Source organism: Exiguobacterium sp. s122, from assembly GCF_018618475.1.
GTDB lineage: Bacteria > Bacillota > Bacilli > Exiguobacteriales > Exiguobacteriaceae > Exiguobacterium > Exiguobacterium himgiriensis.
Map to the genome: position 1 here is coordinate 690,720 of NZ_JACSMD010000001.1, position 21,925 is coordinate 712,644.

Below are 21,925 nucleotides of genomic sequence, written 5' to 3' on the forward strand. Positions count from 1 at the left end.
TTGATTTCATCTCAAAGCTTTAGAATCCGTCATCGGCACTTCACCATGCTGTATAATGAACGTGACCGATGAAGAATGGGGGGATTGGATGGACCAATCAAATGAGCAAGAGGAGAGGTTGAGCGGGGGGAACGTGTCGACCGTCTACAAAAAAGGCAAACACGTCTATCGGACGCAGAAAGACGGTAGTGCACATGTACATTGGCTCTTAGCACATTTAGAGGCGAATGGAGTATCGGGTGCTCCACGATTCATAGGAATCGATGAACAAGGCCGAGAGATTCTAACGTATCTCGAAGGCGAGACGGCTGATTATCCGTTGAAAGCGTACATGTGGTCGGATGAAGCGATTCAAGCCGCCGCTCGGCTGATGCGCCGGTTGCATGACGCGACAGCGGATGTCGAGTGGCCATCTGACTGGCACTCGCTCGATAATACGCCAGAACCGTGTGAAGTCATTTGCCATAACGACTTTGCCGTCTACAATACGATTTTTGATGACGGGAAAGTGGCAGGGGTCATCGACTTTGATTTGGCGGCGCCCGGTCCACGAGCGTGGGATATCGTCTATGCGCTTTATACGTTCGTCCCACTCAGCCGGCGTCATCAAGCCGAATCGGGTGAAGTCGTTCACTATGAGGCGGACCGCGATGACGTGACATACAGACGTCGCGTGTCTCTCTTCTTAGAAGCGTACGGGTGGGGAAAATCATCAGCAGAGTTACTGGACATGTTGCTGTTACGAATCGATGCGCTCTGTCGATTGATGCAACGAAAAGCGGCAGAAGGGGATGCTGCTTTCCAACGCATGATTGATGAAGGGCATTACGATCATTATCAAGCCGAGTATCGTTTCATCCAAATGAACGGACATAAATGGTTTTAAGAGGTCGCTCAGACGGAGCGTAGTTGTCTCTGATTCCGGGAATCGAAAAGTGTAGGTGAAAGGGCGGCGTTCAGCGGGCTGTTCCTTCTTCTCATTGTCCTCGGGATCAGTGGCTACTTCCTGTATAAAGCCATGGAAGACCGGAAATGGTCGTGACGCATGTCACGGCCATTTTTTATGTGCGTGAATTCAGGCAAATTGGGTATAATCAGATACAGTACAGAAAAAGGAGAGACGTCCATGACACGTGTACGAAAAGCCATCATCCCGGCGGCTGGGCTCGGCACCCGCTTCTTGCCGGCAACGAAGGCGATGCCAAAAGAGATGCTCCCGATCGTCAATAAACCGACGATTCAGTTCATCGTGGAAGAAGCCGTCGCTTCTGGCATCGAGGACATCATCATCGTGACCGGGAAGAACAAGCGTGCCATCGAGGACCATTTCGACCGGGCCATCGAGCTTGAACAAAACCTTGAAGCAAAAGGAAAGACCGAACTCCTTGAATCGGTGCGCCGTTCGTCGAATCTCGCGAACATCCACTACATACGCCAGCAAGAACCAAAGGGACTCGGCCATGCGATTTGGTGTGCCCGGAAGTTCATCGGCGACGAACCGTTCGCCGTCCTCCTCGGGGACGACATCATCGAGTCGGACGTACCGGCGACGCAGCAGTTGATCGAGCAGTACGAACGCCACGAACGTGCCATCATCGGGGTACAGCGCGTCCCGTATGAAATGACGAAACGATATGGTATAATTGACCCGCTTGCCGTCGAAGGGAAGCTCATCCCGGTCCGGACGTTCGTTGAGAAACCGCCGGTCGAGGAGGCCCCTTCGAACCTTGCCATCCTTGGCCGCTACATTTTGACGCCGGACGTCTTCGAGACGCTCGCGGCCCAAGAAGTCGGCGCCGGGGGCGAGATTCAGCTGACGGACGCCATCGCTCGATTGAACGAGGCGAAGACGGTGTACGCCTATGAATTTGAGGGCCGTCGTTATGACGTCGGGGAACCGATCGGCTTCATCGAGGCGACGATCGCCCACGCCTTGTGCGACCCGGAATTAAAACCTAACGTCCTTACGCTCTTGAAGCGTTTTGTGGACGAACTCGAACAACAGTAAGGTGTGTTACTTTTGAAAACAATGTTAATGGTCTGTCAAAACTATTATCCGGAAATCGGCAGTGCCGGCAACCGGATGCAAAATATTACGCATCTCATGAAAGAGCGCGGCTATGACGTCGAAGTCATCACAGCCGCGCCGTCGTATCCGAACTTCAACTTGTATCAAGACGACCGATTCTGGAACGATCACGCGCTCAACAACCAACCGTTCATCAAGCGGCTCATCACGAAGAAGCGCAAGCACACGTCAAACATGCTGAACCGGCTCGCCCTGTTCCTCGAACAGATGGTTAAAGGCGTCGGCGCCGTACGGACGCTCGAAACGAAACCGGATGTCGTCTTCGCGACGACCCCGTCTTTTTTTATGGCGTTCGTCGGCGTCTATGCGAAACGGAAGTACGACGTCCCGTTTATCTTGGACGTCCGTGACCTCTGGCCGGAATCGGTGAAAGGGGTCGGCGTGTTCAAACACGATTGGATGCTCGCGCCGGCGTTTTGGTTTGAGAAACGGTTGTATCAGTCGGCCGATGCCATCATCATCAACTCAGAAGGGTTTCGTAGCTACCTTCGCCAGCGGGGCGTCGACAACGACCGCATCCACTATATGCCGAACTCGATTCGACAGAGTGAGCGCAACCTCGAGCGGACCGTCCCAGAAGACGACCGGATGGAGATTTTATACGCCGGCAACATGGGACTCGCCCAGGACGTATCGCTCCTCCTCGAGCTCGCGGAGCGGTTCCGCGACGAGCCGCGCGTCCACTTCAAGTTGATTGGATACGGCTACCGGAAAAACGAGTTGAAAGACATGATTAAAGCACGTGGCTTTAAAAACTTCTTGTTCCTCGAGGCGATGCCACGGACGGAGGCGTTCCAGGCAATCAAGAATGCAGACGTCGCGTTCGTCAGCTTGATTGACCAGGACGTGTTCGACACGGTCATCCCTGGAAAGCTGATTGACTACATGGCCGTCGGCAAACCGATCGTCGCGGCGGTGTCAGGCCATGCGGCGAATGTCATCGAAGCGGCCGAGGTCGGCTACGTGTCGCGGAAGCGTGACATCCATGAAATCGAGCGTTCGCTTCGGACGCTTCTTGAGCGTCCCGAGTTACGTGAACAGTACGGGGCGAACGGCGTCCGTTATGTGAAAGACAACTTGTGCTGGGAAAACAATATCCACGTCCTTGAAGACGTGATCGAAAAAGTAACGATGGAGGCAACACGATGAAGGTATGTATGTTTGTTTGGAACCACTTTACGAATGACGCCCGCGTCCTTCGCGAATGCTCGGCGCTCGCCGAGGCGGGCTACGAGGTCGATTTGATCGCCCTCCAAGATCCGAAAAATAAAGATCTCCCGGCGGAAGAGATGCGTCCGGAAGGATTCCGCGTCATCCGTGTGAAGCGGCAGCCGTCGATTCTCGTCAACGGGATGAAGGCGCTCAAGTCGGCCCGGACGTGGATCTCACAGAAGACGACACGGAAAATTGGTGCCGGACTCGTCGGTGCCGGGCTGTTCGTCCTCGCGCCACTGACGATGCTCGGCCTCGGTGCCGCGGCAGGCGCAATCTTGCTTCCGCCGGTCCGTAAAAATATCGTCAATGCGAGTGCGATGCTCGAGATGGTGTTCGCGTCGACGAAGAAGTCGTACGACTTCTATCACGCCAATGACTTGAACACGCTCCCGCAGGCGCTCATCGCCGGGAAACTCGTCAACAACGGGAAGATCGTCTACGATTCGCACGAAGTGCAGACGGACCGGACCGGGTACGGCTACATCCAAAGTAACCTCGAAGGCTGGCTCCTGCCATACGTCGACACGATGATGGTCGAGAACCATACGCGCGCGGCGCATAACGAGACGCTCTACGGTTTCTATCCGTACGTGCTCCATAACTATCCGTTCTATCGTCCGCTCGACTTCTCGCTCCGAAAAGACTCGCACGCGCTCCTCGGACTTCCAAAAGATGAGAAGATTCTCTTGTATCAGGGCGGCATCCAAGCCGGTCGCGGACTCGAGCAACTGATTCTTGCGGCGAAAGACTTTAAAGAAGGAACGCTCGTCATGATCGGCGACGGGAAACTGAAGCCGACAATCAAGCAGATGATTGAAGATGAAGGTGTCTCAGACCGCGTCAAGATGATTGACAAGGTACCGGTCGAGGCGTTACCGTACTATACGATGAACGCCTACCTCGGCTTCCAAGTATTGAACAACGTCTGTTTCAACCACTATTCGGCTTCTTCAAACAAGTTGTTCGAATATTTGATGGCCGAAGTGCCGGTCGTCTCGTGCGATTTCCCTGAAATCGAACGGGTCGTCGCCGGGAACGATGTCGGGGTCGTCGTCGACTCGCACGACCCACAATCGATCGCTGAAGGTGTCAACCGCTTGCTCGAGGACGAAGCGCTCTACGCACGCGTCAAAGCAAACACGAAGACGGCGCGTGAACAATATAACTGGGATTTGGAAAAAGAGGCACTCTTGGCCGTGTACGAAAACGTCGCGGACCGCAAGTTGCCGATTATGAAAGACGGTGCGCCAAAGCCAGCATAAGGAAAAGACTGCGGTTTTGGCCGCGGTCTTTTTTATGTGGAAAGGGGAAACGATTATGAAACGTCAACAACAACATCTACTCCGCCAACAAGTGTGGAAAAAGCTGCAATCGATCTCTGTAAAAGATATCGCCTGGATCATCGCCGGATCGTTCATCCTCGCGTTCGGGGTGAACTACTTCACCGTCCCGAACGATTTCTCGGAAGGCGGGCTTCTCGGGGTGACGATCATCTTGTTCTACTTGTTCGAGTGGGACCTCGGCGTCACGTCGATTATCGGGAACGGGATTCTGTTTATTATCGGGTATAAGCTACTCGACCGCCGAACGATGGTCTATTCCGTCATCGCCGTCGTCGCGACATCATTCTTCCTCAGTTTGACGCATAGCTGGGGGAGTCCGTCGGAAGACAAGTTGCTCGCGGCCGTCTATGCCGGCATCATGATCGGGGTCGGCATCGGTATGGTGCTCCGCGTCGGTGGGACGACCGGGGGCGGGGTCATCATCGCCCGGCTCATGGAACGGTATCTTCACTTGAGCGTCGCCGTATCGATGTTCATTATCGATGCGATCGTCGTCGCCGCCTCAGGCTTCTTCCTCGGCGAACAAGTCGTCCTCTATACGCTCATCGCCATCATCATCGGCTCATGGGTGATCGACCTCGTCGCCGAGGGACTTAACATCCGAAAAGCCGTCACCATCATCAGTGACAAGCAAGAAGAGCTCGCCGTCGTCTTGACGGAGACGCTCGGCCGCTCGGCGACGATTATCCACGGTCACGGCTACTATACGAAGCAAGATAAGAACATGCTGTACATGATCGTCGACAAGCGCCAAGTCGGACCGCTCAAGAAAATCGTCGAAGTGACGGACCCACGTGCGTTCGTTGTCATCCACCAAGTGAAAGAGGTCATTGGAGAAGGGTTCAGCTACCCGTCCCGATAATTTGAACGCTGGTGTTTTGTTCACAACTTCGATATAATAAAAGGCGTGTAAAAAGAAGGAGGAACTGACTACTATGCAAACGATCGCTACAATCAGCCTACTCGTCGTGGCTGTCTTATTGATTGTCGTCGTACTGCTCATGTCAGGTCGGTCGCAAGGTCTTGGTGCGATTGCAGGTGGCGCGGAGCAGTTGTTCGGCCGCCAGAAAGCGCGCGGCTTTGACGCTGTTTTGAACCGAACTGCAGCTGTACTAGGCACGTTGTTTTTCATTTTAGGATTACTAGTCGCATCATTATGATGAAAGGCTGATCGTTCTCGATTTTTACGTGAGGCGATCAGCTTTTGTTTTTTTCAAAATTATTATGGGAATAATGGAAGGTATGAGGAGATGACGTTAGCAATGAAGATTACAGCACCGAAACCGTTCTTCTTCGAAGGCGGGCCACGTGCCGTGTTGATGTTACATGGCTTTACAGGATCGAGCGCGGATGTACGCATGCTCGGTCGCTTCCTACAAAAAGAAGGGTATACGTGCATGGGCCCGCAATACCGCGGCCATGCCGTACCGCCGGAAGAGTTGCTCCAGTATGGACCGGCTGACTGGTGGGAAGATGTGTTGAACGCATACGAGACGTTGAAAGAGAAAGGCTACGAAGAGATTGCCGTCTGTGGGCTCTCGCTCGGCGGCGTCATGTCGCTTCGACTCGCCTCAGAGAAAGACGTCAAAGGTGTCATCCCGATGTGCGCGCCGACGGGTATTGACGCAGAAGACCGTCTTTACACAGGAGTCAAAGCGTACGCCCGAGAATATAAATCACGAGAAGACAAAACACCTGAACAGATCGAACAGGAGATGGCAGACTTTAAGCCGATGCCGACGCTCAAAGACCTTCGTGCCTTCGTTCGCGACACGACGACGAAACTCGAAGACATCTACGTCCCGGCGCTCGTCGTCCAAGGGGCGAAAGACCGGATGGTCGATCCTCATTCTGCACACGAAATTTATGAGGCGATCAACGCGTTCCAAAAAGAATTGCTCATGTACGAGCAGTCGGGACACGTGATCACCCTCGACAAAGAAAAAGAGAAACTGCACCAGGACGTGCTCGATTTTCTCGAAACGTTGAACTGGTCAGTCTAAGAAGGAGGTGTCACGTTGAATTTACGTGACCAACTATTAGAAATTATCCAGTCGAGCGAAAAACCGCTCACTGTCGACCAATTGACCGAGCGATTAGCGCTCGAGTCGACGGATGCCTTTAAAGAGCTCATCCGTACATTGAATGCCCTCGAAGAAGAAGGGGCTATCGGCCGCACGCGGACGAACCGTTATGGGACGCTCGCCGCACTCGGCCAAGTATCGGGAATCATCTCGATCCATCAGCGCGGCTTTGGCTTTTTATCGGTCGAAGGGGAGACCGATGACGTCTTCTTGCCAGCTGAACAATTGAAAGACGTCTACCACGGTGACACGATTCTCGTCAAAAAACGCGAGGACAACCGTGGCAAGACCGAGGGCGTGCTCCTCAAAGTATTGAAGCGCGGCTTGTCCGAGTTCGTCGGGACGTATACGCTCCCGAGCGGACGCCTCGACCAGTTCGCCTTCATCGAGCCGGACGATAAGCGCATCAACTTCTGGCCGGTCGTCAATCCAGACAAATCGCTCGGTGCCGTCGATGGCCATAAAGTCGTCGTCCGCATCACGAAATATCCGGACGGCCGTTTCGCCGGCGCGTGTGACGTCGTCCGCATCATCGGACACAAGAACGACCCCGGCGTCGACATCTTGTCGATCGTCTACAAGCACGGGATTCCGACCGAGTTCCCAGAAGACGTCATCAATCAAGCGAACGCGGTGCCAGACGAGGCAGATGAGAAAGACTTCATCGGCCGTGTCGATCTTCGTAACGAGACGATTTTCACGATTGACGGGGAAGACGCGAAAGATTTGGACGATGCCGTCCACGTCAAGAAACTCGACAACGGCAACTATGAGCTCGGCGTCCATATCGCCGACGTCTCGCATTACGTGAGGGAAGGCTCACCGCTCGACATCGAGGCGTTCGAGCGTGGGACGAGTGTGTATCTCGTCGACCGCGTCATCCCGATGCTTCCGCACCGTTTATCAAACGGGATTTGTTCACTCAACCCGCACGTCAACCGTCTGACGCTCAGCTGCGTCATGGAGATTTCCCCGCAAAGCGGGAAAGTCGTCAACCATGAGCTGTTCCCGAGTGTGATTAAGACGACGGAACGGATGACGTACACGAACGTGCGTGAGATTATCGAGCGCGATGGCGAAGAGACGCTCAAACGCTACGAGCCGTTCATCGGCGAATTCGACCTTATGGCCGAACTCGCGGAAGTGCTCCGGAAGCGCCGGAACGCGCGCGGTGCCATCAACTTCGACTTCGCCGAGGCGAAAGTCGTCGTCGACGAGGAAGGCAAACCGGCCGACATCGTCCTCCGTCCGCGCTCGGTCGCGGAGAAGTTGATTGAAGAGTTCATGCTCGCCGCCAACGAGACGGTCGCAGAGCACTTCCACAAGATGGACGTCCCGTTCATCTATCGTGTCCACGACAATCCGAAGTCGGACAAGCTCGACTTCTTCTTCGATTTCGTCGCCAACTTCGGCGTGCACATCGAACGGTTCAAAGGCCAGACGGTCGACCCGAAGACGCTTCAAAAGATTTTGAAGGCGATCGAAGGGGAACCGGAAGAAGCGGTCATCAGTACGATCATGCTCCGCTCGATGCAACAGGCGAAGTACGATGACGTCTCCCTTGGCCACTTCGGTCTCGCGACAGATTTCTATACGCACTTCACGTCGCCGATTCGTCGCTACCCGGACTTGATCGTCCACCGTCTCATGCGCACATACGTCTTCAATCAAGACGTGTCAGAGAAGACGATTGCCAAGTATGAGGACCGTCTCGGCCCAATCGCCGAGCAAGCCTCGAAACGCGAACGTCGCTCGGTCGATGCCGAACGTGAGACGCAGGCGCTCAAGAAAGCCGAGTACATGGAATCTCGTCTCGGTGAAGAGTTCGACGGCGTCGTCAGCGGCGTGACGAACTTCGGGATGTTCATCGAGCTCCCGAACACGATTGAAGGGCTCGTTCGTCTCCAGTCGATGGATGACTATTACCACTTTGACGAGTCGCAGCTCATGCTCCTCGGTGAGCGGACGAACCGTCAGTTCCGCATCGGTGACGCGGTCCGTGTCAAAGTCGACGCCGTCAACTTAGACGAGCGGACGATCGACTTCACGGTCGTCGGCATGCCGAAACGGGAACAGTCGCGCCGTCGTCAACCGACGACGATTAAGGCGAAAGAAGGCCGCCCGAAGAAAGATGAGAAACGTGGAGGCCGTGGTCGTGACGACAAACGTCCGAAACGCGGCAAGCCAGGGAAACCGGGCAAGCCAGGTGAGAAACCGAAACGGGAAGGCGAGAAATCGTCACAAGGCCGTTCGGCACTCAACTTGAAGAAGAAAGACAAGCAAAAACGAAAAGGCGACGCCAAACGAGGAGCGAAGAAGCGTCGTTGATAGGAGGGGGCGACCCCTCCTCTATATTGAGGTAAAGGACTGAATGTGTATGGCCAAGAAGAAAGATTCGAACGTGCTCGCTCAAAACCGCAAAGCGTCTTTCGATTATGCGATTGAAGATACGATTGAAGCCGGTATGGTGTTGACGGGGACCGAAATCAAATCGGTGCGCCAGTCAAAAATCAACATCGCCGACGCGTATGTCCGCTTTGACGGTGGTGAGGCGACGCTTCACAACTGTCATATCAGCCCGTTCGAGCAGGGGAACCGGTTCAACCATGAGCCGCTCCGTGTCCGAAAGCTATTGTTGCATAGGAAACAAATCAATCAGCTCATTGGGGCACAAGGACGTGATGGGTATACGATCATCCCGCTCAAGGTGTACATCAAGAGCGGATTCGCGAAATGTCTCCTCGGAATCGGGCGCGGGAAGAAGAAGTACGACAAACGCGACGACTTGAAGAAAAAAGACGCGAAGCGTGACGTCGACCGTGCACTCCGGGACCGGCAAAAATACTGACAGCGAGACCTGATTGTGGTATAGTTGTTGTAGTACCAATTACCACCTCGGGGACGTTATGGATTCGACGGGGGTAGGTCGGTCGTATGTGGCGTGTCGAGGGGTCGGCCTCGTTAAAACGCAAACGCCTATAACTGGCAAAACTAACACACAACTCGCAGCAGCCTAAGTGCCCTGCGGATCCTGACATCCATCGCTTGTGTGGATGACTTTCAGGGTCTCAAACTAAGCAAGCTACGCTTCAACCTCGCCGTCTGAGGGCGCGAAGAAGAGATGAACCAGACTGGATGCGACAACGCCTGTTTATCGGCAGTGTCACATTGAGATTCAATAGATAAACTACACACGTAGAAGCATGCGTTACGATGCCTTCGGACGCGGGTTCGACTCCCGCCGTCTCCATTTTTAAACAGTCTACATGGACTGTGATCAATGATTTTTAACGAAGACCTTCTAATTTCATTGAGATTAGAAGGTCTTTTGATTTTAGTGGAGCAAGTCTCACAATTAGATGAAAGCAGGTGAATCGAATGGGAAAATACCAATTAGATACGAAAAGTAAAGTGGCCGCTGCCAAGTATCAAGATGGGAAAAAACCAGCTGTATCGAATAAAAAAGATAAAATCAATCAGCTTCGAGAAGCGTATTTAAAGAAGCAACAAGAGAAGAAATGAGCTGGTGAATGATGAGACAGCTTAGCTGACTTTAGGAGTTATGCTATAAGATAAGTTGATATAAAAAAAGAGGGTCATCCTTGCGTAGTTTATGCATGGGTGGCCCTCTTCTTGATTTTGCTTTTATTGCTCAGATTCGATTTGGTCCTCACCATAAGTTAAACAAATCTGCCACAATCGCATTGCTTCCATCTTGAAATGTGAGTAATATAAGTGCGATTAGAAGCACTCCGATGAAGAGATTGTCCATCCGCGTGAATCTGTTCATGTTTTTTAATAGATTGCTGGAGATTACTACCTATCTACTTGGATGCGTAACGTCAGTTTATCGACAGTGTCACATTGAGATTCAATAGATCAACTACACAAGTAGAAGCATGTGTTCACGACACCTTTGGACGCGGGATCGACTCCTGTTGCTCCCTTTTTATGAAATTGTTGCGAATGTAATACGTTTAAAAGTTAAACGCCATTTGAGACATTGAATATACATTCCTTTAAAAGCAACCCTACTCCTCTAACAATTTTTTTACAAACTGATAAATTAAATTTTTAAATGAGAATTATTTGGTAAACAATGTATAATTAAATTTGAAAGTTGAAAATGAATAAATTTAAAAATGTAAAAGGGTTTTGATATTTAAATTAACGGGAGGTTTAAAATGGGGATTTTAAAAATAAAATATGAGAATGTTCGAAGTATAAAAAATAGCTTTTTAACTTTATCAGACCTAAATATTCTTTTGGGAAGAAATGGATCAGGAAAAACTAATCTACAGAGATATCTTAATTATTATTACGAGAACCTTACTGGGAATTCTATTAATACAGACATCTTTGATAAAGAAAATCCTTATAATGATTATGCTAAAATATCAATACAATATGACTTAAAAAGTTTTACAGAAAGGGGAAATCTAGAACAAGAGATGTTCCAACAAATTTCAAAAGAGTTAGATAGCGAGAAGATAATCACGCTTACTCTCATACAGTATAAAAACAATAAAATTATTTGGAGTCATTCATATGAAACTAGAAAAATTATCAAATATCTTTTCCCTATTTATTTTATAGACGTTCGAAGTATAGATTTATTAGATTGGGAAAATATTTGGGATTTAATAGGGGATTTAGGTCAAAAGCGAAGTAAAACAGAAGATACTCTTTCTACAGAGTTAGATGTTTTGTTACAAAAAATTTATGGGGATAGATATATTGAAAGTTTATCTCAATTAAAGGGTGAATTAAAAAAATCTGGTTATGGATTAATCCCTTACAGCAACAGTGATAAATTTAAACAATTGTATAAATTTATCTTTGGTGGAGAGGTTTTCAACTATAATGAAAACAAATTAGATTTCTATTCAAATGGTTCAAATTCCTTTAATTACATTAGGATTTTTTATTTGGTTTTAAATATGTTACATAAAGATAAGTTAAAACACCCTTTAGTTATTCTAGATGAGCCTGAAATAGGTTTGCATCCTACTTTAATAGATGAGTTAGTTAATTTCATCAGTTTAAATGATAATAAGATACAAACATTATTATCAACACATTCATCACGAGTAGTTAAGAATAGCATGGTATTATCAGAAGTTAATATTTTTCAATTAATAGAAGATAAAAATACAACAATTATAAAAAAAGTTAAGACATTTGAAGATAGTAGATTAAATAAAATAATAACCGACAAAGAAGCTAGTTATTATTTTTCTAATGGAATCTTATTTGTTGAAGGCACAACTGAATACGAATTGTTTACGAATAAATTTTTGAGAGATTTATATCCAATCTTGAAACGAGTAGAAATTTTTTCCTATGATTCAAACAACGTGTCTCTTGACATCTCTCACCCTCATCAACGAAAAATGAAAATTCCGTATTTGTTACTACTAGATTCAGATAAAATTCTTAAATATAATGTTAAAACAAGAAAATTTAAAGTTGTTGGCGACACCTACAACCCTCTTAAAAATCAAGAACTTGAACGTGAAGAGCTGTTTCATTATGGAGAGTGGAGGATACTCAAAAATGTTAGAAAAAGAGTAATGGGAATCTCTAAGAAAGTAGAGTTTAAGTTTGTTGATAATACTTTTAATTTCAATGATCCACTTTTTGATAAGTTTAGGTATCTAGTAAAAAGTTACTGTAACTATTACAACGTCTATCCAGTTGATACAACAATTGAAGGGGTATTAATCAATAGAGAAAACTATAATTTATTTTATGAATGGTTAATTAGTGATCAATCTGCGTATACACGAAAAGACAGCTTGAAAGCTATTTATAACATGGTTGGTAGTCCAGAGTATAAGGTAGATTTATTAAGATTTATAGTTGAAGGTAAATTAGATACATTAGTGCCTCTAAACAAAAAACATCTAGCAGATTTTCCAGATGGTGTTTTGAAAAAAGGATATACAGAAATTTTAGTTTTACCTAAATTGAAAAAGGGTTCAGGATGGGTGAGTGATTATATTAGATACGTTTATACTGGATTAGAAGGGAAAAATAAAGTATATGAATTTTCTATTTTATTTCCAGAGTTAACTGATATAATTGAGAAGTTAGAAATAGTAATGGAGTAAGTAGTAATTGCCTTTTTAAGGTGCCTTGTTGAAAAGTTCGTCTAGATTTGAAAAACCTAGATGATTAATTAACTTAAAATCCAAGGAATCAATGTTGCTATTTGCTGTGTGTTATTTTTTACGCAGCTTCACTTTGCGCGTAACATTAATACTTTCAGAAAGTACTTACTCCATTACTACTATTTTAATTAGGAGGTCATAGTATTAATATTTATGAAGAAAGTTTTTTTTATAAAAAAATATTAGAATATGGTTTAACTCCTCCAACAGATATTACAAGTAATAAAGCCGATGCTTACAACACATTTGAATTAATTATTAATGGTAAAAAAAGAGAAATAAATGCAATTAGTCCGAAAAGTGATTTATACAATATTCAAAAAAGCTTATTAGATAATTTCCTTACACATATCCCACTTCCTAATTGTGTTTGTGGATTTATCAAAGGTAAGAGCTACTTAGATTTTTTAGAGGCACATTTAAAAAAAGAATACTATTTAAGGATAGATATTAAAAACTTCTTTCCTTCTCTTAAGGCTGAAAGAGTAAAAGAAACATTAAGCGAGTATATAAAAATCTCTAATTATACTAAAAAACAGGAAGTCCTGGATAACATAGTAGATATAGTCACTTTAAATGGGAGTCTTCCTCAAGGGGCTGTTACTTCTCCTCAACTATCTAACATTCTTTTCAGAAGACTTGATATCAGGATACGTAACTATTGTAGAAAGTTTAATGTAGATTTTACTAGATATGCTGATGATATGTTATTTTCTTCAAATGACGATAGACTACATAAAGATTTTTTCGTGAAAATGATTTCAAAAATTTTAAAAGATAATCAACTTGTGATTAATAGAAAAAAATTAAGAAGAGGTCAAAAAAAAATCGTTCTTAATGGTTATGTAATATCAAATCATATTTCATTATCAAGAAATAAATTGAAAAAAGTTAATTCGATTCTCTATTCTTTTGAAAACATTAAGGGAAAAAAATTAGAACCGAAAAACTTTCTTGAATTTTATAGTAGGCTTTCTTCTAATAGAAGTATTTTTCCTGACTCATCTCTTACTATAGAAAAGAAATATGATATTTTGTTTAATTATCTAGCTGGCTATAGATCGTATTTATTATCTTTTTCTAAAGAGAAACATAAAGATACTTGCGTAGACTATTCTGGAAAAATAAAAAAACTCGAGTATGTTCTGAGTAAGTTAAATAAATGGGCATAAATATAAGGGTAAGATATGAAGACTTAAACGAGTTGAACCTTCTTGATAAGGTTCGACTCGTTTTCATTTCAGAAGCACCCATTGTGAACTCAGTTCAGGATTTCAAATCACCGCCACAAGTTAAACAAATCCGCCACAATCGCATCACTGCCGTCTTGGAACATAAACAATCCGAGCGCGATTAACAGACCTCCGATGACGAGTGTGCCGAACCGTATGAATCCGTTTGTGTTCTTTTTGAATAGGCTTCGAATCACGAACCACCCACCGATCAACAGCATCAAGAAATACCAAAACCCCATAGCCATTCCTCCTCTGCCTGTAGTTGAGTCTAGTTTACATAAATTTTCCAGTGCATACTGTAGAGCGCGCGACTGATTTAATCTCAGCCCAAGACGGGTACAGTACCTTTATGTGAAAACCAAGAGGAGTGACGACCATGCGGAAAACGATTGTCATCGCGGGGGCGAGCGGTTATATCGGCTCGAACGTGATGGACCATTTAAAAGAAGAATACGACATCATCGCCTTGTCCCGCTCGACGAAGAACAAGGAAGACGAGGACCACGTCACGTGGCGGTCGTGTGATTTGTTCTCGTATGAACAGACACGGGAGGCGTGTGAAGGGGCGGACTACGCCATGTTCCTCGTCCATTCGATGATTCCGGACGGTGGATTGACGCAGGCGACGTTCGAAGACATGGACGCGCTCATCGCCGATAACTTTGCTCGAGCGACAAAAGCGAACGACATCAAACAAATCGTCTATTTGAGCGGAATCATTCCAGAAGAAACGAAGACGTTGTCCCGTCACTTGAAGAGCCGGCTCGAGGTCGAACGGATCCTCGGTGGACAAGGTGTGCCCGTGACGACGATTCGGGCAGGACTCATCATCGGACCAGAAGGATCGTCGTTTCCGATTCTCGCGAAACTCGTCAAACGGCTTCCAGTCCTCATTTTACCGGATTGGACGAAGACGAAGACGCATCCGATTGACTTACGGGAAGCGATTCAAGCGCTCATCTCAGTCGTTGGGGCCGAGGCGCTCTACGATCATCACATCGATATCGGTGGGCCGGAAGTAATGACGTATCGGACGATGATTAAACAGACGGCCGAAGTAATGGACAAGCGACGCGTCTTTATCGACGTGCCGTTCCCGTCCATCAAGATGTCGCGCTTTTGGGTCGTCGCCGTGACAGGTGAGCCGAAAGACACCGTCTATCCGCTCGTCGAGAGCATGGGACACCCGATGGTCGCGAAAGACACGACCGGCGTCAAGCAAGGGGAGATTCCGTTCAAGGAAGCGGTTGAGCATGCGCTCGAGGAAGATGAAAAACAGAAGTCGGGCGGCGGCAAAAAGAAAAAGCAGCCGCAGCAATATACCGTCCGCTCGATTCAACGGTTCGGCTTACCTGAGAACAAGTCGGCGCTTTGGATGGCCGACACGTACTTTGAATGGCTCGGCCGGCTCGCCTATCCGTTCATCCAGACGACGAAAGAAGACGACGACTGGGAGATTGCGCTCCTCCGCCCGTCCCTCGTCGCGCTTCATCTGTCACTTGAAGACGAAGCGACGGACGACATGGCGTCGTACGCGATTGACGGAGGACTGTTTACGAAGCTGACCGAGGACGACAAGACGGGCCGGCTTGAGTTCAGACGGCTTCCCGAGTCGGATGAAGGGCTCGTCGCGATTCACGAGTTTGTCCCGGCGCTCCCATGGTGGTTCTATACGAAGACGCAGGCGAAAGCGCACCTCGTCGTCATGTGGCTGTTGGGCCGTCACGTCCGTTTGCTTGGGGAAGATGCGGACGAGGGCGATCAAGTTGTCGAGGCGCCGACGAGTTGATTTTATAGTTACACGTGAAGACAGCAGACCCTGTCTTCTTTTTTTGTAGCCTTCTGTCACGATCTCGGTCCGATTTTCAAAGTTGGTTAGGTGGATAGACTCAAAAAAATAAATACCTTGTATAACGAGGTATCGGCGTGGGAAAATTAGGTAATCCTAATTAGGTGATGAGTGGAGGATCTTATGGAAATCGATAAAGAATTACTTAAAGGGCATATCGATACGATGATCTTGTCGTTACTCGAAGATTGCGATATGTACGGTTATGAGATTGCGAAAGTCGTCCATACTCGGACAGACGAAGCGTTCGAATTGAAAGAAGGAACACTTTACTTGTCGCTGAAACGACTCGAGAAGAAAGGAAGTGTTGAATCGTATTGGGGCGACGAGCAAGGGGCCGGCGGGCGCCGGAAGTATTACCGTGTGACGGCAGAAGGGCTGGCCGCGCTTGAACGGAAAAAGGTGGAATGGCGGTTAGTAAAGCAGTTGATGGATTTATTTTTACACGAAGAAGGTGATTCATTTGAAACACTTGGATGATTATGTCGAGACGCTTTATCAAAACGCAAATCCACGTCTTCAGGAAACCATCGACTTGAAAGAAGAGACGCGGACACATTTGGAACAATCAATCCGTGACTTGATGCTGGCGGGCCGCTCCGAGACAGAAGCGACGCGAATCGCCCTCGAACGGTTCGGCGGAATGGAACAGGCCGATTCCATCATCAAGACGATGCAGATTCAACAGAATCGGTTCGCTAAACGGTTACTTCAAATCGGGGTCGGGGCACTGTTGTCATCCATGCTCGTGTTTATTATTTCCTTGTTCATCGGAGGGAGCTACGATTTGACGTTCGCAGATGCTGTCTATTTGAATGTCGCGGAGTCGACGCAAGCGGATGCGGGGACGGCAGAAGCAATTTTACAGGAAAGTGGGTTGATTCATAGTGTCACGATGAGCCCTACCCATCAAACTGGAGAAGCTGTATCGGTCTCGAAACGTTGGTCAGGTGCTGTCGGTCTCATCTCAAATAAACTCTCTTACCTTGAAAACGATGTGTTCACGGTGATCAACGTCATCGATCCTCGGAGAATTGGACTCCTCCTTCTCTTGACGGGCTTAATCGTTTTATTACGTCTTGTCGACTGTCTGGGGTGTCATCACCTTACATACACGCCAACGATTGAATCTACTTAGTTTGATACTTTTGCTCATGCTGAATGTGATCGGTTTTTGGATTGCGAATCGTGCTACATCGAAGGAGGAATAACGTATGAAGCAACTCATGCAACGAGAACTGACTAACATCTGGACCGTCCGTTCTTTGCTCGTCTATGCCACGATCATCTTCATCGTGCCGCTCGTCCAGTTCATGACGATTCGAGAGCAGTATCAGTTCTTCGAGCCAATCGAAGTGTTTGAAGAGAGCGTCTCGACGATTCCGGCCATGTTGTTCCCGGTTCTCGCCGTCTTAGTTTTCTTACCGAATATTCTTGCGGAACACCGTCATCATTTCATGACGTATACCCGGACGCGCGTCGAATTATCGACATATCTGCTCGTGAAAGGCATCGTCAACGCGGTGTTAAGCGGTATCGTGCTCTTCCTCATGATTTTCGTAACTTTTTTGTTCGTTTACTATATCGAACCGATGCTTCATCTCGTCACGTATACCGATGTGATCGAAGGAGAAATTGTGCCGCAGACGACGTTATCATTTTTAGCTGACATCCATCCGTTCCTATACGGATTCTTCCATGCCGTCTGGATTGGAATGAACGGGGCGCTATATGCGACGATGGCCTATCTGCTCATGTTAATGCTTGAAAATGTGTTTGTCGCCATCTCACTCCCATTTCTGTCGTATCACATCTTGAACTTTGTCGCAGGTATTTTTCAGTCACCTCAGTTTTCACCGCTCAGCACGTTGTTTCCGTTCAACATCTCAGCGCAACCGGTATGGACGATGTTCGTTCCGTTCTTTATTTTTCTCTCGCTTGTAACGGGGCTTTATGTCTTCGGGTTACGTCGACGGCGCGAGTGGAGTTTTTGAGGGGGGTGGCTCATGGTGATTGAACGCTTGAGACACGAGTTCACGAGAACGATTTGGCTCCTCGTGCTCGTCGTCGTCTTCTTGTACGGTATCTTCTTAAAGCGCGAGCTGACTATGCAACAACACATCAACATATGGGATGGATTTTATGCGCTCACGAACGACATGTATTTGCTGACGTATTTCGTGTTTCCTGTCATGTTGTTCTTGTCGGTCGGCATCCTGATACGTGAGAGCCGGCAGGAAGTGTTAATTCGTGTCGTGACACCTTGGGGCTGGGCGTACCGGACGTTAACACATTTTCTCGTCGAGACGGCTCCGCTGTTCAGCATCTTGTTCGGACTCAGTTTGTTCATGACGATTGGACTGCCTTACGAATACGGGTGGAACGGTGATATGCGCTGGCATGATGAGGTGAATACGATGAGCGCGTTACAGGAACGGTTCTCGATTCCATTATATCCACTTCCCGTTCAGTTTCTGTTGTGGCTCTTGTTGCTCGTCACGGTCCATCTCTCGCTCGCCGGACTCTTCTTTCTCCATCAAAAGAAAGGTTGGCTGTTTGCGCAGGCAATGGTGACGTTTTTCTTCGGCGTGTTCGGATTTAAGGCGCTTCCGGAGGATTTGAAGTTCCTGTCGCCGACGACGTATTTATCGGTGGCGATGACGTCCCTCTCTTATTCGAGTTTATTCGTCGCCATCCTCGTCCTCATCGGCGTTGTTGCCATGCAGTATTTTCTATTCGATCAGTTCACCGCTCTGCAACGGTTCGATTGGGACAGGTGGAAAGAGAACGGGGCGTACCTCTTTTATGGTGGGCTGTTCTTTTTACATATTTCATATACCGCAAGAGTGTTATCCAATGAGATGACAACCGTCAATGAGCTCATCACAGCTACGTTTATCGGGATAGGTCCGGAATCCTTCTCCTATCAAAGGTTCATGGCATACTTGATTCTCTTTTTCGGGGCAACGTACCTCAGTCAGCTCCGGATCCAACGAGAACTCCAAGAAATCAGTCACTATAAACTGATCCGCTACAAGAGTCCGCATCGTTGGTTCCAGGCGATCGTGTTCCGGGAAGTCATGTTCTTCGCAGTTCTCATCACGTGCTTGATTGGGACGACGCTATTGATCGGTCAGCTGTTGCGTCTAGAGTTTGGCTTTGAAAGTGCGTTCGGTTATTCGCTCCCGGTCGTGGTCGCGTTTCTAGTGGTCAGCACGATGTCGCAACTACTCGTCTATACGTTACTCTGTTTCATCGCGACTTGGTTGCTTCAGGAAGCCTATGCGGTGCTCATCGTGCTCGGGACGTTGTCCGTTTTATTATTCCCGGGATTGAATGTCGGCTGGTTGCCCATCGGGATGAACGCGCTCGTTGTACTTGAGTCGCACGCGATGACCGACGTGTTATCCATGTTAGGGGGGACGGTCGTGTTCTTACTGGCGTGTATGCACGTCTTATTAAGAAGAAGTCTATATATATAAGGGGGATGACGATGTCTACCGTGATTGAATTAAAAAATGTGACGAAATCCTATAAAGGCAACGTATTATTTGACGCCGTCGACTTAACAATTTCGCGAGGGAAAATCGTCGGGATTGTCGGACCGAACGGATCGGGGAAGTCAATCTTATTCAAGATGATGTGCGGATTCGTCTTCCCGGACACTGGGGAAGTATACGTCCGTGAGCAACAGATAGGAAAGGGGAGTCGGTTTCCAGAAGACTTTGGGATTATCATCGACCGTCCCGGTTATATTGCCGGCAAGACCGGATTTGAGAACTTGCGCGAGCTGGCGCACATTCAAAATAAAATCAGTGATGCGACGATTCGCGAGACGATGTCACGGTTAGGGCTCAACCCGGACAACCAACAGAAAGTAAAAAACTATTCACTGGGGATGAAGCAGAAGCTCGCGATTGCGCAAGCCATTATGGAGAACCAACAGATTTTAATTTTAGATGAGGCGTTCAACGCGTTAGATCATGACAGTGTTCAATCGCTACGAGAGTTGTTGCTTACGTTCCGAGACGAAGGAAAAACGATTCTCATCACGAGCCACAATCAAGAAGACATCGATTACCTATGCGAGGATGTGTATCGCATCAATCGGGGCAAGCTAGAGAAGATTGTTTGAATGGAGAAGCGGGATTGTCGAAATAGGTAATCCCGCTTTTATGACGCTTAACGGACCGCCAAAATATGGTGAAATGGAATCCGCTGCACCGCCCCATCAAACAGCTCGACTTCACGCTCCGCGTAAAAGATGGCATGGACGTACCCACGCACCGAGCGTGTCACCCCGTCCTCGAACAAGGTCACTTCGACGGCATCCCCTTCTCGAATCGCACGTTCAAGCTCGGTCTGCCAGAGATAGAGGAGCTGCTCATCCAAATCGGGCAGCTCGATCTTTTGGATTTGGGCATAGTAGCGTTTTAACAGCGCCACATGTTCGGGCATGAGAAACGGGATCCATTTCAGCTCGCCCCGGTCTTTGTAACGGGTCTTGCTCATCGTGAATCGCCTCCTTGTTTGTGTCCGCCAATCAACCGCTGACGAGTGCGGAGCGGACTGTCTTTTAATAGGCTCGACGCCGGTCGAATCGTCCCGCGCCCGAACCGGACGTTCAGTTGATCGACGAGGTCGAGGAAGTCGTATCGCCTTGCTTTTGCCCACTCGTCCTCGAAGAACGAGAGCTGGACATGGTCGCTCCGTGGCTCGAGCTTGCCGAGGGCGACCGAGACGTAGCGGACCGCCTCGGTCTCGTCCCAACTGTCGAGGAAGAGCGTCAACAAGACCGGCAAGAAGTCCTGCTCGTCCGCCGTGAAGCGGTCGAGCTTTTTTTGTTTACTGAAGCCGCGCCGTTCACTCGTCCGCGTATAGCGCACGCCGAGATGGACACTCCCACCGACGAGTCCGGCTTGCCGGGTGCGCATCCCGACCTCGACAGCAATCGCCTGTAAGACGAGCCGAATCGAGGCGTACGTCGTGTAATCTTTCATGAGCGTGATGCCGTGCCCAATCGTACGCGGTCGTTGTCGCTGCGCCCCGAACAACGAGCTCGGGGGCAGAATCGTCGGGGACTCGTCGATGCCCCAGGCGTGATGCCACAGCTCGGCGCCGATGACGCCGAACTTCTCGTGCAACACGTTGAGCGGATAGTGAGCGAGGTCCCCGATTGTGAAGATACCGAGCCGTTGCAAGTGGACGGCCATCTTCGCCCCGACGCCCCACATCTTTTCAATCGGGGCCGGATGAATCATCTTTTCGACATCGTGGAGGAAACAGTGGGCGACACCGGTCTTTTTCCCGTGTAGATCGAGGACGAGCTTGGCGAGGACGTTGTTCGGTCCGACGCCGATTGTGACGGGGATGCCCGTATAGCGGAAGACGGTGGAACGAATCAAGTGTGCCACGTGCTCGTCGTTTCCGAACAGCCGCTCCGTCCCGGTCAAATCGACGAGCGTCTCGTCAATCGAGTAGACGCGGATTGCCTCCGGGGGCACGAACTGGTGCAGGATGTGGACGATTTGGACGGAGACGTTCAAATAATGGCTCATCCGCGCCTCGGCATAGAGGACGTGTTTCCGGTCTTGCCATGGCAAGCGGTCGATGTGAAATCGTCTCGACCCGGTCTTGATGCCGAGCCGTTTCATCGGTGGCGTCGCAGCGAGGACGAGGGCGCCGCTATCCTCGAGGTTCGACAGCACGACGAGTTTCGTTTTATATGGATTCAGGTTGCGAGCGGCACACTCGCAGCTCGCATAGAAGGAGACGCTGTCGATACAAAAAATCCGACGTCGCATCGTCACCACTCCTTTTACGAACAAATGTTCTGTTTTTTTCATCGTAACACGGTCTCAGTTCATCTCAAATACTAATTTGAAAATAAATTTGTAAACACTTTTTGAAAATTACCCAAATTTTATATGAAATTGA

At 48.3% G+C, this 21,925-nt stretch carries 21 protein-coding genes and 1 other RNA gene; 19 read left to right on the plus strand and 3 right to left on the minus strand.

The window, feature by feature from the left end; all coding sequences use genetic code 11:
* Positions 1-88: 88 nt before the first annotated feature.
* The 13 genes from KNP92_RS03560 to KNP92_RS03620 all read left to right on the plus strand — a co-directional run bounded on the left by KNP92_RS03560 (position 89) and on the right by KNP92_RS03620 (position 14,076).
* Positions 89-886, plus strand: a complete 798-nt coding sequence (locus tag KNP92_RS03560; protein WP_214837251.1) for a phosphotransferase — start codon at positions 89-91, stop codon at positions 884-886.
* Positions 887-1,126: 240 nt separating this feature from the next.
* Positions 1,127-2,008, plus strand: a complete 882-nt coding sequence (gene galU / locus KNP92_RS03565) for a UTP--glucose-1-phosphate uridylyltransferase GalU (RefSeq protein WP_214837255.1) — start codon at positions 1,127-1,129, stop codon at positions 2,006-2,008.
* Positions 2,009-2,029: 21 nt separating this feature from the next.
* Positions 2,030-3,238 carry a glycosyltransferase family 4 protein gene (locus KNP92_RS03570; RefSeq protein ID WP_251136482.1) on the plus strand — a complete coding sequence of 403 codons (1,209 nt, stop codon included), beginning with the start codon at positions 2,030-2,032 and terminating at the stop codon, positions 3,236-3,238.
* Positions 3,235-4,566, plus strand: coding sequence for a glycosyltransferase (locus KNP92_RS03575; protein ID WP_214837261.1), 1,332 nt, complete (start codon positions 3,235-3,237; stop codon positions 4,564-4,566). The genes KNP92_RS03570 and KNP92_RS03575 overlap by 4 nt, the downstream gene beginning before the upstream one ends.
* Before the next feature lie 55 nt (positions 4,567-4,621).
* A complete protein-coding gene (locus KNP92_RS03580; RefSeq protein WP_214837264.1) occupies positions 4,622-5,509 on the plus strand; it encodes a YitT family protein in 888 nt (295 codons plus the stop codon).
* 73 nt (positions 5,510-5,582) lie between these two features.
* On the plus strand, positions 5,583-5,807 hold the full coding sequence (gene secG, locus KNP92_RS03585) for a preprotein translocase subunit SecG (protein WP_012726902.1): 225 nt from the start codon (positions 5,583-5,585) through the stop codon (positions 5,805-5,807).
* 102 nt (positions 5,808-5,909) lie between these two features.
* Positions 5,910-6,650 carry an alpha/beta hydrolase gene (locus tag KNP92_RS03590; RefSeq protein WP_214837266.1) on the plus strand — a complete coding sequence of 247 codons (741 nt, stop codon included), beginning with the start codon at positions 5,910-5,912 and terminating at the stop codon, positions 6,648-6,650.
* A gap of 15 nt (positions 6,651-6,665) precedes the next feature.
* Complete coding sequence (rnr, locus tag KNP92_RS03595) at positions 6,666-9,059, plus strand: ribonuclease R (RefSeq protein ID WP_214837269.1); 2,394 nt, start codon at positions 6,666-6,668, stop codon at positions 9,057-9,059.
* A 49-nt stretch (positions 9,060-9,108) separates the two neighbouring features.
* Positions 9,109-9,579 carry an SsrA-binding protein SmpB gene (gene smpB, locus KNP92_RS03600; RefSeq protein WP_214837272.1) on the plus strand — a complete coding sequence of 157 codons (471 nt, stop codon included), beginning with the start codon at positions 9,109-9,111 and terminating at the stop codon, positions 9,577-9,579.
* Between the two features lie 49 nt (positions 9,580-9,628).
* Positions 9,629-9,984: a transfer-messenger RNA gene (gene ssrA, locus KNP92_RS03605) on the plus strand.
* Positions 9,985-10,109: 125 nt separating this feature from the next.
* Complete coding sequence (locus KNP92_RS03610; protein ID WP_034807024.1) at positions 10,110-10,253, plus strand: hypothetical protein; 144 nt, start codon at positions 10,110-10,112, stop codon at positions 10,251-10,253.
* 662 nt (positions 10,254-10,915) lie between these two features.
* Positions 10,916-12,844: a retron Eco8 family effector endonuclease gene (locus KNP92_RS03615; RefSeq protein ID WP_214837275.1), complete on the plus strand. Its 1,929-nt coding sequence runs from the start codon at positions 10,916-10,918 to the stop codon at positions 12,842-12,844.
* A 374-nt stretch (positions 12,845-13,218) separates the two neighbouring features.
* On the plus strand, positions 13,219-14,076 hold the full coding sequence (locus tag KNP92_RS03620; protein WP_260564037.1) for a reverse transcriptase family protein: 858 nt from the start codon (positions 13,219-13,221) through the stop codon (positions 14,074-14,076).
* A 107-nt stretch (positions 14,077-14,183) separates the two neighbouring features.
* Here the strand turns inward: KNP92_RS03620 and KNP92_RS03625 are convergent, their stop codons facing one another.
* Positions 14,184-14,378: a hypothetical protein gene (locus KNP92_RS03625; RefSeq protein ID WP_214837277.1), complete on the minus strand. Its 195-nt coding sequence runs from the start codon at positions 14,376-14,378 to the stop codon at positions 14,184-14,186.
* Positions 14,379-14,515: 137 nt separating this feature from the next.
* Between KNP92_RS03625 and KNP92_RS03630 the strand changes: the two genes are divergently transcribed.
* The 6 genes from KNP92_RS03630 (at position 14,516) to KNP92_RS03655 (ending at position 20,123) form a co-directional block, all read left to right on the plus strand.
* Positions 14,516-15,928, plus strand: a complete 1,413-nt coding sequence (locus tag KNP92_RS03630; protein ID WP_214837280.1) for an NAD-dependent epimerase/dehydratase family protein — start codon at positions 14,516-14,518, stop codon at positions 15,926-15,928.
* A gap of 183 nt (positions 15,929-16,111) precedes the next feature.
* Positions 16,112-16,468 (plus strand): PadR family transcriptional regulator, encoded by a 357-nt coding sequence (locus KNP92_RS03635; protein WP_214837284.1) that lies wholly within the window; start codon positions 16,112-16,114, stop codon positions 16,466-16,468.
* Positions 16,452-17,126: a permease prefix domain 1-containing protein gene (locus KNP92_RS03640; protein WP_214837287.1), complete on the plus strand. Its 675-nt coding sequence runs from the start codon at positions 16,452-16,454 to the stop codon at positions 17,124-17,126. The genes KNP92_RS03635 and KNP92_RS03640 overlap by 17 nt, the downstream gene beginning before the upstream one ends.
* Positions 17,127-17,202: 76 nt before the next feature.
* Positions 17,203-17,982: an ABC transporter permease gene (locus KNP92_RS03645; RefSeq protein ID WP_214837290.1), complete on the plus strand. Its 780-nt coding sequence runs from the start codon at positions 17,203-17,205 to the stop codon at positions 17,980-17,982.
* Between the two features lie 12 nt (positions 17,983-17,994).
* A complete protein-coding gene (locus KNP92_RS03650) occupies positions 17,995-19,470 on the plus strand; it encodes a hypothetical protein (RefSeq protein WP_214837293.1) in 1,476 nt (491 codons plus the stop codon).
* Positions 19,471-19,481: 11 nt separating this feature from the next.
* Positions 19,482-20,123: an ABC transporter ATP-binding protein gene (locus KNP92_RS03655; protein WP_214837296.1), complete on the plus strand. Its 642-nt coding sequence runs from the start codon at positions 19,482-19,484 to the stop codon at positions 20,121-20,123.
* Positions 20,124-20,170: 47 nt separating this feature from the next.
* On the opposite strand, the gene KNP92_RS03660 is transcribed toward KNP92_RS03655, so the two are convergent.
* Positions 20,171-20,500, minus strand: a complete 330-nt coding sequence (locus tag KNP92_RS03660) for a YolD-like family protein (protein ID WP_214837299.1) — start codon at positions 20,498-20,500, stop codon at positions 20,171-20,173.
* Entirely contained in the window at positions 20,497-21,792 is a 1,296-nt protein-coding gene (locus tag KNP92_RS03665; protein ID WP_214837302.1) for a Y-family DNA polymerase, read from the minus strand. The genes KNP92_RS03660 and KNP92_RS03665 overlap by 4 nt, the downstream gene beginning before the upstream one ends.
* Positions 21,793-21,925 lie beyond the last annotated feature (133 nt).

Excerpts from the sequence above, each read along its gene's own strand:
- KNP92_RS03665 (WP_214837302.1), bottom strand. The coding sequence starts at position 21,792 with ATGCGACGTCGGATTTTTTGTATCGACAGCGTCTCCTTCTATGCGAGC.
- secG (WP_012726902.1), top strand. The coding sequence starts at position 5,583 with ATGCAAACGATCGCTACAATCAGCCTACTCGTCGTGGCTGTCTTATTG.
- KNP92_RS03575 (WP_214837261.1), top strand. The coding sequence starts at position 3,235 with ATGAAGGTATGTATGTTTGTTTGGAACCACTTTACGAATGACGCCCGC.
- KNP92_RS03630 (WP_214837280.1), top strand. The coding sequence starts at position 14,516 with ATGCGGAAAACGATTGTCATCGCGGGGGCGAGCGGTTATATCGGCTCG.
- KNP92_RS03615 (WP_214837275.1), top strand. The coding sequence starts at position 10,916 with ATGGGGATTTTAAAAATAAAATATGAGAATGTTCGAAGTATAAAAAAT.
- KNP92_RS03655 (WP_214837296.1), top strand. The coding sequence starts at position 19,482 with ATGTCTACCGTGATTGAATTAAAAAATGTGACGAAATCCTATAAAGGC.
- KNP92_RS03635 (WP_214837284.1), top strand. The coding sequence starts at position 16,112 with ATGGAAATCGATAAAGAATTACTTAAAGGGCATATCGATACGATGATC.
- KNP92_RS03560 (WP_214837251.1), top strand. The coding sequence starts at position 89 with ATGGACCAATCAAATGAGCAAGAGGAGAGGTTGAGCGGGGGGAACGTG.
- KNP92_RS03570 (WP_251136482.1), top strand. The coding sequence starts at position 2,030 with ATGTTAATGGTCTGTCAAAACTATTATCCGGAAATCGGCAGTGCCGGC.
- KNP92_RS03650 (WP_214837293.1), top strand. The coding sequence starts at position 17,995 with ATGGTGATTGAACGCTTGAGACACGAGTTCACGAGAACGATTTGGCTC.
- KNP92_RS03580 (WP_214837264.1), top strand. The coding sequence starts at position 4,622 with ATGAAACGTCAACAACAACATCTACTCCGCCAACAAGTGTGGAAAAAG.
- KNP92_RS03610 (WP_034807024.1), top strand. The coding sequence starts at position 10,110 with ATGGGAAAATACCAATTAGATACGAAAAGTAAAGTGGCCGCTGCCAAG.
- smpB (WP_214837272.1), top strand. The coding sequence starts at position 9,109 with ATGGCCAAGAAGAAAGATTCGAACGTGCTCGCTCAAAACCGCAAAGCG.
- KNP92_RS03645 (WP_214837290.1), top strand. The coding sequence starts at position 17,203 with ATGAAGCAACTCATGCAACGAGAACTGACTAACATCTGGACCGTCCGT.
- KNP92_RS03625 (WP_214837277.1), bottom strand. The coding sequence starts at position 14,378 with ATGGGGTTTTGGTATTTCTTGATGCTGTTGATCGGTGGGTGGTTCGTG.
- galU (WP_214837255.1), top strand. The coding sequence starts at position 1,127 with ATGACACGTGTACGAAAAGCCATCATCCCGGCGGCTGGGCTCGGCACC.
- KNP92_RS03660 (WP_214837299.1), bottom strand. The coding sequence starts at position 20,500 with ATGAGCAAGACCCGTTACAAAGACCGGGGCGAGCTGAAATGGATCCCG.
- KNP92_RS03590 (WP_214837266.1), top strand. The coding sequence starts at position 5,910 with ATGAAGATTACAGCACCGAAACCGTTCTTCTTCGAAGGCGGGCCACGT.